Origin of the sequence: Serratia sp. CY43202 (genome assembly GCF_052168755.1) — a bacterium.
In the GTDB taxonomy this organism is placed as follows: Bacteria; Pseudomonadota; Gammaproteobacteria; order Enterobacterales; family Enterobacteriaceae; genus Serratia; species Serratia bockelmannii.
The window spans coordinates 51,524-65,173 of record NZ_JBJNMB010000006.1 but is presented as its reverse complement, the minus strand read 5'-3'; the positions used below and the strand labels follow the sequence as shown (position 1 = coordinate 65,173).

8 protein-coding genes are annotated in these 13,650 nt (G+C 57.4%); 6 read left to right on the top strand and 2 right to left on the bottom strand.

What is annotated here, in order from left to right:
• Window positions 1-46: 46 nt before the first annotated feature.
• On the bottom strand, window positions 47-1,423 hold the full coding sequence (locus ACJ8J5_RS13705) for an amino acid permease (RefSeq protein ID WP_025304234.1): 1,377 nt from the start codon (window positions 1,421-1,423) through the stop codon (window positions 47-49).
• A 631-nt stretch (window positions 1,424-2,054) separates the two neighbouring features.
• On the opposite strand from ACJ8J5_RS13705, the gene pdhR reads away from it, so the two are divergent.
• From pdhR to yacL, 6 genes are all read left to right on the top strand, one after another.
• A complete protein-coding gene (pdhR, locus tag ACJ8J5_RS13700) occupies window positions 2,055-2,819 on the top strand; it encodes a pyruvate dehydrogenase complex transcriptional repressor PdhR (protein ID WP_004937490.1) in 765 nt (254 codons plus the stop codon).
• Window positions 2,820-2,984: 165 nt separating this feature from the next.
• Window positions 2,985-5,648 (top strand): pyruvate dehydrogenase (acetyl-transferring), homodimeric type, encoded by a 2,664-nt coding sequence (aceE, locus tag ACJ8J5_RS13695; RefSeq protein ID WP_025304233.1) that lies wholly within the window; start codon window positions 2,985-2,987, stop codon window positions 5,646-5,648.
• 13 nt (window positions 5,649-5,661) lie between these two features.
• Window positions 5,662-7,542 (top strand): pyruvate dehydrogenase complex dihydrolipoyllysine-residue acetyltransferase, encoded by a 1,881-nt coding sequence (gene aceF, locus ACJ8J5_RS13690; protein ID WP_089196261.1) that lies wholly within the window; start codon window positions 5,662-5,664, stop codon window positions 7,540-7,542.
• Between the two features lie 233 nt (window positions 7,543-7,775).
• The gene (gene lpdA, locus ACJ8J5_RS13685; protein WP_004937500.1) at window positions 7,776-9,200 is read left to right on the top strand and encodes a dihydrolipoyl dehydrogenase; all 1,425 of its coding nucleotides are present in this window, start codon (window positions 7,776-7,778) and stop codon (window positions 9,198-9,200) included.
• 515 nt (window positions 9,201-9,715) lie between these two features.
• Window positions 9,716-12,313: a bifunctional aconitate hydratase 2/2-methylisocitrate dehydratase gene (gene acnB / locus ACJ8J5_RS13680; RefSeq protein ID WP_038872455.1), complete on the top strand. Its 2,598-nt coding sequence runs from the start codon at window positions 9,716-9,718 to the stop codon at window positions 12,311-12,313.
• A gap of 139 nt (window positions 12,314-12,452) precedes the next feature.
• Complete coding sequence (yacL, locus tag ACJ8J5_RS13675; RefSeq protein WP_004937507.1) at window positions 12,453-12,815, top strand: protein YacL; 363 nt, start codon at window positions 12,453-12,455, stop codon at window positions 12,813-12,815.
• A gap of 32 nt (window positions 12,816-12,847) precedes the next feature.
• Here the strand turns inward: yacL and speD are convergent, their stop codons facing one another.
• On the bottom strand, window positions 12,848-13,642 hold the full coding sequence (gene speD / locus ACJ8J5_RS13670) for an adenosylmethionine decarboxylase (protein ID WP_004937510.1): 795 nt from the start codon (window positions 13,640-13,642) through the stop codon (window positions 12,848-12,850).
• Between the last annotated feature and the right edge of the window lie 8 nt (window positions 13,643-13,650).

Sequence of the window (13,650 nt, the reverse complement as noted above, 5' to 3'; positions counted from 1 at the left end):
AAAATGGCCCGCATCTGCGGGCCATTTTATTGCGCGGTCACGGGATTCAACGGCTGGTGACGCCGTCGACGCGTTGGCTGCGCTGTTTGATGGCGTAACCGACGGCCAGGATCGCCACCCATACCGGGATCAGCAGCACCGAGATTTGAATGCCCGGCGTCAGGTACATGATCACCAGGATGCCGGCCATGAACAGCAGGCACAGGTAGTTGCTGAACGGGTACCAGAACGCTTTGAACTTCGGCACCACGCCTTCGCGGTTTTTGGCGGCGCGGAACTTCAGGTGCGCCAGGCTGATCATCGCCCAGTTGATCACCAGCGCCGACACCACCAACGCCATCAGCAGTTCGAAGGCACGGCCCGGGATCAGGTAGTTAATCAGCACGCACAGCGCGGTGGCGAGGGCGGAGATGCCGATGGCCACCACCGGCACGCCGCGGCCGTCGACCTTCAGCAGGCTTTTCGGGCCGTTGCCCTGCTGCGCCAGACCGTACAGCATGCGGCTGTTGCAGTAGACGCAGCTGTTGTACACCGACAGCGCGGCGGTGAGCACCACGACGTTCAGCACGGTCGCCACCAGGTTGCTGTTCAGCGCGTGGAAGATCAGCACGAACGGGCTGCCGCCTTCGACCACTTTGCCCCACGGGTACAGCGACAGCAGAATGGCCAGCGAACCGATATAGAAGATCAGGATGCGGTAGATCACCTGATTGGTGGCTTTCGGAATGCTCTTTTGCGGGTTGTCGGCTTCGGCGGCGGTGATGCCAACCAGTTCGAGGCCGCCGAAGGAGAACATGATCACCGCCATCGCCATCACCAGGCCCATGACGCCGTTCGGGAAGAACCCGCCCTGCGCCCACAGGTTGGTGACGGTGGCTTCCGGGCCGCCCATGCCGCTGAACAGCAGGTAGGCGCCGAACACGATCATGCCGATAATCGCCACCACCTTGATGATGGCGAACCAGAACTCCATCTCGCCGTAAACTTTAACGTTGGCGAGGTTGATGGCGTTGATCGCCAGGAAGAATACCGCGGCGGAGACCCAGGTCGGGATCTCCGGCCACCAGTACTGCACGTAGATGCCGACCGCGGTCAGCTCCGCCATCGCCACCAGGACATACAGCACCCAGTAGTTCCAGCCGGAGGCGAAGCCGGCGAAGTTGCCCCAGTATTTGTAGGCGAAGTGGCTGAAGGAACCGGCGACCGGCTCTTCCACCACCATTTCCCCCAGCTGGCGCATGATCAGAAACGCGATGAAGCCGCCGATGGCGTAGCCGAGAAGCACTGACGGGCCGGCCATTTTTATTGTTTGAGCGATACCGAGAAATAACCCGGTACCGATTGCGCCACCTAAGGCGATGAGCTGAATATGGCGGTTTTTCAGGCCGCGTTTCAGCTGGTCACCCTGCTGTTGACCATCCATCAATCTAACCCTCTGTCGTTGTGAATGCCCACCTGCCTGTAAAGCAGTGGTTACGATGTGTGTTTTGTTTTATTTACGGCGTTATAGCTATTAATTCCACGGCGCCGCTACCGTTTGGCAGAGAATAATGTTATGCGCGTCGGTTTGCACCTGCTTTGTCGTGTGAGTGATTAAGATTGCAGCAGTTTAGGAAACAAAATGCGGGTTGTGTGACGGCGGGGGGGATTCAGTGCATGAAATAAGCAACAAATCACATAATGCGCAAAAATAACGTAGATCTGAACGGTGGGGTGCGTTCAAATAATGAACGAACCGCCGTTGCGCTGCTCGCCAAATAGTCATTCATTAAAGCGTCATAACCATGCAATGAAACTCGGGCAAAAAGTTTGCACTCTGCCTTGCGTAAGGTTTGGTAAAAGTTAAATCCCAAACCCATCGCGTAAATGGTAATACCATCACGGCGTTACCGGTTTGCAGCGGGGTTTTCAGCGGGGTGTTAAAATGTGCGGGTAACCTGATTTCGATCAAGGCCCGTATGGACAGGAGGTGAATACTTTGTTACTTTACCGTCACGTTTTTGAAATTGGTATTACCAATTGACTCCGCGCCATTCGCAGAGAAGAATTCACTCATGGCCTACAGCAAAATCCGCCAACCCAAGTTGTCAGATGTTATCGAGCAACAGCTCGAATACCTGATCCTCGAGGGGACACTGCGCCCAGGCGAAAAACTGCCTCCGGAGCGCGAGCTGGCGAAACAATTTGATGTCTCCCGTCCTTCTCTGAGAGAGGCCATTCAGCGCCTTGAAGCGAAAGGGCTGCTCCTGCGCCGTCAGGGCGGCGGCACCTTCGTGCAAACTAATCTGTGGCAGAGCTTCAGCGATCCGCTGGCCGAGCTGCTGGCCGACCATCCCGAATCACAGTTCGATCTGCTGGAAACCCGTCACGCGCTGGAAGGCATTGCCGCCTATTACGCGGCGCTGCGCGGCACCGATGAAGATCTGGCGCGCATCCGCGATTGCCACATCGTGATTCAACAGGCTCAAGACAGCGGCGATCTCGACGCCGAGGCCGATGCGGTCATGCAGTATCAAATCGCCGTGACTGAAGCCGCTCACAACGTTGTGTTACTTCACCTGCTACGCTGCATGGGGCCGATGCTGGAACAGAACGTGCGTCAGAACTTTGAATTGCTCTACTCGCGCCGTGAGATGTTGGCAAAAGTGAGCAGCCACCGCGCCGGAATTTTTGAGGCGATTGTGGCACGCGAGCCGGAAAAGGCCCGTGAAGCCTCGCATCGCCACTTGGCGTTTATCGAGGAAATCTTGCTGGATCTCAGCCGGGAGCATACTCGGCGCGAGAGATCGCTACGGCGTCTCCAGCAACGCAAGGATTAAGAGCTGTCCTCTTCAGGGTACACCAGCCTGCGGGGGTTAAGTTCGAGGTACTTAGTTAAGTACTTAAGCGGCAACTAAACTGATGGGCCTGTCTTCGTGTGTTTTTGCACAGAGCACAGGAAGACAGGCTCCAAACAAACCATTAGACAGATAAGGAATACCACCATGTCAGAACGTTTAAACAATGACGTGGATCCGATCGAAACCCGCGACTGGCTGCAGGCGATCGAATCGGTCATCCGTGAAGAGGGTGTTGAGCGAGCTCAGTTTCTGATTGATCAGGTATTGGGAGAAGCCCGCAAAGGCGGCGTTAACGTTGCGGCCGGTGCTGCAGCGCACAACTACGTCAACACCATCGCGGTAGAAGACGAACCGGCCTACCCAGGCAACCTGGATCTGGAACGCCGCATTCGCTCTGCGATCCGTTGGAACGCGATCATGACCGTTCTGCGCGCATCCAAAAAAGACCTGGAGCTGGGCGGCCACATGGCTTCCTTCCAGTCTTCCGCGACCTTCTATGAAGTCTGCTTTAACCACTTCTTCCGCGCACGCAACGAGAAAGACGGCGGCGACCTGGTGTACTTCCAGGGCCACATCTCTCCGGGCGTTTACGCGCGTGCCTTCCTTGAAGGCCGCCTGACCGAAGAACAGATGAACAACTTCCGTCAGGAAGTGCACGGCAACGGCCTGTCCTCTTACCCGCATCCTAAGCTGATGCCGGAATTCTGGCAGTTCCCGACCGTATCCATGGGCCTGGGCCCAATCAGCGCCATCTATCAGGCGAAGTTCCTGAAATACCTGGAACACCGCGGCCTGAAAGACACCTCTGAGCAGACCGTTTACGCCTTCCTGGGCGACGGTGAGATGGATGAGCCGGAATCCAAAGGCGCCATCACCATCGCGACTCGCGAGAAGCTGGACAACCTGGTGTTCGTCATCAACTGCAACCTGCAGCGCCTGGACGGCCCGGTCACTGGTAACGGCAAGATCATCAACGAACTGGAAGGTATCTTCTCCGGCGCAGGCTGGCAGGTGCTGAAAGTGATCTGGGGCGGCCGTTGGGATGAGCTGCTGCGCAAAGACACCAGCGGTAAACTGGTTCAGCTGATGAACGAGACCCTGGACGGCGACTACCAGACCTTCAAATCCAAAGACGGCGCTTACGTGCGCGAGCACTTCTTCGGCCGTTACCCGGAAACCGCGGCGCTGGTCAAAGACATGACCGACGACGAAATCTGGGCGCTGAACCGTGGTGGTCACGATCCGAAGAAAATCTTCGCTGCACTGAAAAAAGCGCAGGACACCAAAGGCAAACCGACCGTTATCCTGGCCCACACCATCAAAGGTTACGGCATGGGTGAAACCGCGGAAGGTAAAAACATCGCTCACCAGGTGAAGAAAATGAACATGGAAGGGGTTCACCACTTCCGCGATCGTTTCAATGTGCCGGTTGCCGATGCTGACATCGAAAAACTGCCGTACATCACCTTCGAGAAAGAATCCGAAGAGTACAAATACCTGCACGAACGTCGCCAGGCGCTGAAAGGCTACGTGCCAACCCGTCTGCCGGAGTTCACCCAGAAGCTGGAAATGCCGGCGCTGGAAGATTTCAGCTCGCTGCTGGAAGAGCAGAACAAAGAGATCTCCACCACTATCGCCTTCGTGCGTGCCCTGAACGTGATGCTGAAGAACAAGTCGATCAAAGATCGCCTGGTGCCAATCATCGCCGACGAAGCGCGTACCTTCGGTATGGAAGGTCTGTTCCGTCAGATCGGTATCTACAGCCCGAACGGCCAGCAGTACACCCCGCAGGACCGTGAGCAGGTTGCTTACTACAAAGAAGACGAGAAAGGTCAAATCCTGCAGGAAGGCATCAACGAACTGGGTGCAGCCTCTTCCTGGCTGGCCGCAGCGACTTCCTACAGCACCAACGATCTGCCGATGATTCCGTTCTACATCTACTACTCGATGTTCGGTTTCCAACGTATCGGCGACCTGTGCTGGGCAGCGGGCGACCAACAGGCGCGTGGCTTCCTGATCGGCGGGACCTCGGGCCGTACTACCCTGAACGGCGAAGGTCTGCAGCACGAAGATGGCCACAGCCACATTCAGTCTCTGACCATCCCTAACTGCATCTCTTACGATCCGGCTTACGCGTACGAAGTGGCGGTGATCATGCACGACGGTCTGGTGCGCATGTATGGCGACAACCCAGAAAACGTGTACTACTACCTGACCACGCTGAACGAAAACTACCACATGCCTGCGATGCCGCAGGGTGCGGAAGAAGGTATCCGCAAGGGTATCTACAAGCTGGAAACGCTGGAAGGCAGCAAAGGCAAGGTACAGCTGCTGGGCTCCGGCGCTATCCTGCGCCACGTGCGCGAAGCTGCGCAGATCCTGGCGAAGGACTACGGCGTGGGTTCCGACACCTACAGTGTGACCTCGTTCACCGAACTGGCGCGCGACGGCCAGGATTGCGAGCGTTGGAACATGCTGCACCCAACCGAAACGCCACGCGTGCCTTACATCGCTCAGGTGATGAGCGACGCGCCAGCGGTAGCGTCTACCGACTACATGAAACTGTTCGCTGAACAGGTTCGTACTTATGTGCCGGCCAGCGATTATCGCGTACTGGGCACCGACGGCTTCGGTCGTTCGGACAGCCGCGAAAACCTGCGTCACCACTTCGAAGTCGATGCATCTTACGTGGTGGTTGCTGCTCTGGGTGAACTGGCTAAACGCGGTGAGATCGAAGCTTCTGTGGTTGCTGATGCAATCAAGAAATTCGACATCAACCCGGAAAAAGTTAACCCGCGTCTGGCCTAAGAGGTACTGAATAATGTCTATCGAAATCAACGTACCGGACATCGGTGCAGATGAAGTCGAAATCACCGAGATTCTGGTGAAGGTCGGCGATAAAGTTGAAGCGGAACAATCGCTGATCACCGTGGAAGGCGACAAGGCTTCCATGGAAGTGCCATCCCCTCAGGCGGGCGTGGTGAAAGAGATTAAAGTGGCGGTCGGCGATAAAACCGAAACCGGCAAACTGATCATGATCTTCGAAGCGGCAGGCGCAGCGGAAGCTGCACCGGCGGCGAAAGCGGAAGAAAAACCGGCGGCAGCAGCTGCCCCGGCCGCCGCTGCGGCCAAAGACGTTGCCGTGCCGGACATCGGCGCCGACGAAGTCGAAGTGACCGAGATCCTGGTGAAAGTGGGCGACAAGGTGGAAGCCGAGCAGTCCCTGATCACTGTGGAAGGCGACAAGGCTTCCATGGAAGTCCCTGCGCCGTTCGCGGGCACCGTGAAAGAGATCAAGATCGCGACCGGCGACAAAGTGAAAACCGGTTCCCTGATCATGGTGTTCGAAGTGGCTGGCGCCGCTTCCGCTGCCGCCCCGGCTGCGGCTGAAGCTCCTGCCGCCGCTGCAGCGCCTGCGGCCTCTGCGGCCAAAGACGTCGCCGTGCCGGATATCGGCGGTGACGAAGTCGAAGTGACCGAAGTGATGGTTAAGGTGGGCGACAAGGTTGCCGCCGAGCAGTCTCTGATCACCGTGGAAGGCGACAAGGCCTCCATGGAAGTGCCTGCGCCGTTCGCCGGTACCGTGAAAGAGATCAAGATCGCGACCGGCGACAAAGTGAAAACCGGCTCCCTGATCATGGTGTTCGAAGTGGAAGGCGCTGCGCCTGCCGCTGCCGCCGCTCCAGCCGCTAAAGCGGACGCTGCGCCGGCGCCGGCCGCCGCTAAAGCCGCCGCTCCGGCTGCGAAAGCTGACGACAAAGGCGAGTTCGCCGAGAACGCGGCATACGTGCACGCGACCCCGGTCATTCGTCGTCTGGCGCGTGAATTCGGCGTTAACCTGGCGAAAGTGAAAGGCACCGGTCGTAAAGGCCGCATCCTGCGCGAAGACGTTCAGACTTACGTGAAAGACGCGGTGAAACGCGCTGAAGCAGCTCCGGCTGCTGCCGGCGGCGGTCTGCCAGGCATGTTGCCATGGCCGAAAGTGGACTTCAGCAAGTTCGGCGAGATCGAAGAAGTCGAAATGGGCCGCATCCAGAAGATCTCTGGCGCGAACCTGAGCCGCAACTGGGTGATGATCCCGCACGTGACTCACTTCGACAAAACCGACATCACCGATCTGGAAGCGTTCCGCAAGCAACAGAACGAAGAAGCGGCCAAGCGCAAGCTGGACGTGAAGTTCACGCCTGTCGTGTTCATCATGAAAGCCGTTGCTGCCGCTCTGGAGCAGATGCCGCGCTTCAACAGCTCGCTGTCCGAAGATGGCCAGAAGCTGACGCTGAAGAAATACATCAACATCGGCGTGGCGGTAGATACCCCGAACGGCCTGGTGGTTCCGGTGTTCAAGGACGTGAACAAGAAGAGCATCACCGAGCTGTCTCGCGAACTGATGGCCATCTCCAAGAAAGCGCGCGACGGCAAGCTGACCGCGGGCGAGATGCAGGGCGGCTGCTTCACCATCTCCAGCCTGGGTGGCATCGGGACGACCCACTTCGCGCCGATCGTCAACGCGCCGGAAGTGGCTATCCTGGGCGTCTCCAAGTCTGCGATGGAGCCGGTCTGGAACGGTAAAGAGTTCATGCCGCGCCTGATGATGCCGATGTCGCTGTCCTTCGACCACCGCGTTATCGACGGTGCCGATGGTGCGCGCTTCATCACCATCATCAACAACATGTTGTCCGACATTCGCCGTCTGGTGATGTAATGCAAAAGGGGCGCAGCATGCTGCGCCCCTGATGATTCTGTAGCAGTTTTGTCGGATTTTGCACAACTCGACAAAATTGTTGAGACACGGGTCACTCGAACACGCTTTGCAGATTATTAACAATTCTGTAAACTGCTCGCGGTGTAAGCGTCCCGGTGGATGAAGGGCGTTATGAGATCGATTAGCAATAAAAATGACGTCTGACCCGCCGGACAATCAATTAAGAGGTCATGATGAGTACTGAAATTAAAACTCAGGTCGTGGTACTTGGGGCGGGCCCGGCAGGTTACTCTGCAGCCTTTCGTTGCGCTGACTTAGGTCTTGAAACCGTTCTGGTTGAACGTTATTCCACTCTGGGCGGGGTTTGCCTGAACGTGGGATGTATCCCTTCCAAAGCACTGCTGCACGTTGCCAAAGTGATCGAAGAAGCCAAAGCGCTGGCCGAACACGGCATCGTTTTCGGCGAGCCGAAAACCGACATCGACAAAGTGCGCGTCTGGAAAGAAAAAGTCATCACTCAGCTGACCGGCGGTCTGGCTGGCATGGCGAAAGGCCGTAAAGTGAAAGTGGTCAACGGCTTGGGCAAGTTCACCGGCGCTAACACCCTGGTTGTGGAAGGCGAAAACGGCCCAACCACCATCAACTTCGACAACGCCATCATCGCTGCAGGTTCTCGTCCGATCCAACTGCCATTCATTCCTCATGAAGATCCACGCGTGTGGGATTCCACCGATGCGCTGGAGCTGAAAACCGTCCCAGAGCGTCTGCTGGTTATGGGCGGCGGCATCATCGGCCTGGAAATGGGCACCGTATACCATGCACTGGGTTCACAGATCGACGTCGTTGAAATGTTCGATCAGGTTATTCCGGCGGCAGATAAAGACGTGGTGAAAGTCTTCACCAAGCGTATCAGCAAGCAGTTCAACCTGATGCTGGAAACCAAAGTGACCGCGGTAGAAGCCAAAGAAGACGGCATCTACGTCACGATGGAAGGTAAAAAAGCGCCAGCAGAACCACAGCGTTACGACGCGGTGCTGGTGGCGATCGGCCGCGTGCCGAACGGCAAACTGCTGGATGCCGGCAAAGCCGGTGTTGAAGTTGACGAGCGTGGCTTCATCAACGTCGACAAACAGCTGCGTACCAACGTGCCGCACATCTTCGCTATCGGCGACATCGTCGGTCAGCCGATGCTGGCGCACAAAGGCGTGCACGAAGGCCACGTTGCCGCAGAAGTTATCGCCGGCATGAAGCACTACTTCGATCCGAAAGTGATCCCATCCATCGCTTACACCGAGCCGGAAGTGGCATGGGTGGGTCTGACCGAGAAAGAAGCGAAAGAGAAAGGCATCAGCTACGAAACCTCCACCTTCCCGTGGGCGGCTTCCGGCCGTGCGATCGCTTCCGACTGTGCAGACGGCATGACCAAACTGATCTTCGACAAAGAAACTCACCGCATCATCGGTGGCGCGATTGTCGGCACCAACGGCGGTGAACTGCTGGGTGAAATCGGTCTGGCTATCGAGATGGGCTGCGACGCGGAAGACATCGCGCTGACCATCCACGCTCACCCGACCCTGCACGAATCCGTGGGCCTGGCGGCGGAAATCTACGAAGGCAGCATCACCGACCTGCCTAACCCGAAAGCCAAGAAGAAGTAATTCTGCTGGTTTGACCGGTTAACAAGCGGCTCCTGAGAAGGGGCCGTTTTTTTTTGCTCAGATGCACCAAGCGGTATTTTTGTGGCCGCTGCGCCAAATTCCGATCCTCATGCTTATATCCATTTTAATTGTATGGATATAATGCCCTGCTAGTCCGGCAGCCGATTACGCTGCGCTCAACGATTCAGCAAAGATTTAATGTTGCTTTTATGTGAACGAATTAACAACCGTTTCAAATCCTGATATGCTGGCTGAGCGGAACCGGGCACTGTACCTTACAGTCCAGGACATCGACAGCAGTGCCCCGTCAGGATAGATGGCATCAATATCGCCGTGCGCTCTACCCATCAGTCTTTCATGCTGTAACGCTGTTTGACCGTGCTTGTTTGCCCCAATCACCGTTTCGGGGCCTTTACGGGCCGATCGCCTAGCCACAGAGTGAAACCCCAAGGGTATAAACCCGGTTTGCATATACGCCAGGCACAATAAATGACAATGAGAGCGAGGAGAACGTCGTGCTAGAAGAATACCGTAAGCACGTAGCCGAGCGTGCTGCTGAGGGCATCGCCCCTAAGCCGCTAGACGCCACCCAAATGGCCGCGCTGGTCGAACTACTGAAGAATCCGCCAAAAGGCGAAGAAGAATTCCTGTTAGACCTGCTGATTAACCGTGTTCCACCGGGCGTCGACGAAGCCGCCTACGTTAAAGCAGGTTTCCTGGCGGCCATCGCCAAAGGCGAAGCGACATCCCCCCTGGTTACCCCCGAGAAAGCCATTGAACTGTTAGGCACCATGCAGGGCGGTTATAACATTCATCCGCTGATCGATGCCCTGGACAACGAAAAGCTGGCGCCTATCGCCGCCAAAGCGCTGTCCCACACGCTGCTGATGTTCGACAACTTCTACGACGTGGAAGATAAGGCCAAGGCCGGTAACCCGCACGCCAAGCAGATCATGCAGTCCTGGGCCGATGCCGAATGGTACCTGTCGCGCCCTGAGCTGGCGGAAAAGATCACCGTCACCGTGTTCAAAGTCACCGGCGAAACCAACACCGATGACCTTTCTCCGGCGCCGGACGCCTGGTCGCGTCCTGACATCCCGCTGCACGCGCTGGCGATGTTGAAAAACGAACGTGAAGGCATCGTGCCGGATCAGCCGGGCAGCGTTGGCCCGATCAAACAGATCGAGCTGCTGAACAAGAAAGGCTTCCCGCTGGCCTACGTCGGCGACGTGGTCGGCACCGGTTCCTCCCGTAAATCCGCCACCAACTCGGTGCTGTGGTTCATGGGTGATGACATCCCGCACGTGCCGAACAAGCGCGGCGGCGGCGTGGTGCTGGGCGGCAAGATTGCACCTATCTTCTTCAACACCATGGAAGATGCTGGCGCATTGCCGATCGAAGTGGACGTGTCCGAGCTGAACATGGGCGACGTGATCGACGTTTACCCGTACAAAGGTGAAGTACGCAACCACGAGACCGGTGCGCTGATCGCCAACTTCGAGCTGAAAACCGACGTGCTGCTGGATGAAGTGCGCGCCGGCGGCCGTATCCCGCTGATCATCGGCCGCGGCCTGACCACCAAGGCGCGCGAAGCGCTGGGCCTGCCGCACAGCGACGTGTTCCGTATCGCCAAACCGGTTGCCGCGAGCAGCAAAGGCTTCTCGCTGGCGCAGAAAATGGTCGGCCGCGCCTGCGGCGTCGCCGGCATTCGCCCTGGCGAATACTGCGAACCGAAGATGACCTCCGTCGGTTCTCAGGACACCACCGGCCCGATGACCCGCGATGAACTGAAAGACCTGGCCTGCCTCGGCTTCTCCGCCGATCTGGTCATGCAGTCGTTCTGCCACACCGCCGCGTACCCGAAACCGGTCGACGTGACCACGCACCACACGCTGCCTGACTTCATCATGAACCGCGGCGGCGTCTCGCTGCGTCCGGGCGACGGCGTGATCCACTCTTGGCTGAACCGTATGCTGCTGCCTGACACCGTCGGCACCGGCGGCGATTCCCACACCCGCTTCCCGATCGGCATCTCCTTCCCGGCCGGTTCCGGCCTGGTGGCGTTTGCCGCCGCGACCGGCGTGATGCCGCTGGATATGCCTGAGTCGGTGCTGGTGCGCTTCAAAGGCAAAATGCAGCCGGGCATCACCCTGCGCGATCTGGTGCACGCCATCCCTTACTACGCGATCCAGCAAGGGCTGCTGACCGTCGAGAAGAAGGGCAAGAAAAACATCTTCTCCGGCCGCATTCTGGAGATCGAAGGCCTGCCGGACCTGAAGGTCGAGCAGGCGTTTGAGCTGACCGATGCGTCCGCCGAACGTTCCGCCGCCGGTTGTACCATCAAGCTGGACAAGGCGCCGATCGAAGAGTATCTGAACTCCAACATCGTGCTGCTGAAGTGGATGATCTCCGAAGGCTACGGCGATCGCCGTACGCTGGAGCGCCGTATTCAGGGCATGGAAAAATGGCTGGCGGATCCGCAACTGCTGGAAGGCGATGCGGATGCGGAATACGCAGCGGTGATCGACATCGATCTGAACGAGATCAAAGAGCCGATCCTGTGCGCGCCGAACGATCCTGACGATGCACGCCTGCTGTCCGACGTGGCCAACAGCAAAATCGATGAAGTGTTCATCGGTTCTTGCATGACCAACATCGGCCACTTCCGCGCGGCCGGCAAGCTGCTGGATCAGCACAAGGGCCAGCTGCCGACCCGTCTGTGGGTGGCGCCGCCAACCAAGATGGATGCGGCTCAGCTGACCGAAGAAGGCTACTACAGCGTCTTCGGCAAGAGCGGTGCGCGTATCGAGATCCCGGGCTGCTCGCTGTGCATGGGCAACCAGGCGCGCGTGGCGGACGGCGCGACGGTGGTCTCCACCTCGACCCGTAACTTCCCGAACCGTCTGGGCACCGGTGCCAACGTCTATCTGGCGTCTGCCGAACTGGCCGCGGTAGCGTCCCTGTTGGGCCGCCTGCCGACGCCGGACGAGTACCAGACCTATATGGCGCAGGTCGACAAGACGGCGGCGGATACCTACCGCTACCTGAACTTTGACCAGCTGGGGCAGTACACCGAAAAAGCCGACGGCGTGATCTTCCAAACCGCCGTGTAAGCCGCTATATTGCGCAACTGTTTAACGGGAGGCCTTGGCCTCCCGTTTTATTTTGCTCAGTTGCCAACTTTGCGAGCGCTCACTGAGTTAGTCCGCCATTTATGTTTACACTAAGAAAAAGGGCTCAGGAGGGCATGCTATGGATTACGAATTTCTGCGTGACGTCACCGGTCAGGTGATCGTCAGATTTTCGATGGGGCATGAAGCGATTGGCCACTGGATCAACGAAGAAGTTAAAGGCGATTTCAACCTGCTGGACCGGATTGAAGCCGGTGCGGCCGAGGTCAAAGGCAGCGAGCGTCAATGGCAGCTGGAAGGCCATGAATATACGCTGCTGATGGATGGTGAAGAAGTGATGATCCGTGCCAATCAGCTGGAGTTCGAGGGCGATGAAATGGAAGAGGGGATGAACTACTACGACGAAGAAAGCCTCTCATTCTGCGGCGTTGAGGACTTCCTGCTGGTGTTGAAGGCCTATCGTTCTTTCATGCTGAAGTACTAAGCATCAGGGCGCGGCGTGCCGCGCCCTTTCCATCACAGATGCGGAATATTGCGGCCGTAATAGATTTCCTGCATCTCTTTCCATAACAGATCGGTGATCTGCTTGCGTTCGGCTGCGCTCAACGCCTCCGGCTCCGCGTTAAACAGGTAGTGCTTCAGATCGAAATCTTTCAGCAACATCTTGGTATGGAAGATATTTTCCTGGTAAACGTTCACGTCCATCATGTGGTACAGCGCCTTGATGTCTTCCGACATAAAGTTCTGGATCGAGTTGATCTCGTGATCGATGTAATGTTTCACGCCGTTCACGTCGCGGGTAAAACCGCGCACGCGATAGTCCATGGTGACGATGTCGGATTCCAGCTGGTGAATTAAGTAGTTCAGCGCCTTGAGGGGCGAAATGACGCCGCAGGTCGAGACCTCGATATCGGCGCGAAAGGTGCATAGCCCGCCTTCCGGATGGCTTTCCGGGTAGGTATGTACGCAGATATGGCTTTTGTCCAGGTGCGCGACGACCGTATTCGGCAACGGGCCTGGGTGTTCCGACGTATCGACGTCTTTCGGATCGATGGGCTCTTCGCTGACCAGGATGGTGACGCTGGCGCCCTGCGGCTCGTAGTCCTGACGCGCGATGTTCAGAATATTGGCGCCGATGATCGAGCAGGTCTCGCTTAGGATCTCGGTCAGCCGGTTGGCGTTATATTGTTCGTCTATGTAGGCGATATAGCCGTCGCGATCGTCCGCGGTTTTGGCATAACAAATATCGTAAATACAAAAACTCAGGCTCTTGGTCAGGTTGTTGAAGCCGTGCAGTTTTAGCTTATGCAATTTAGGCC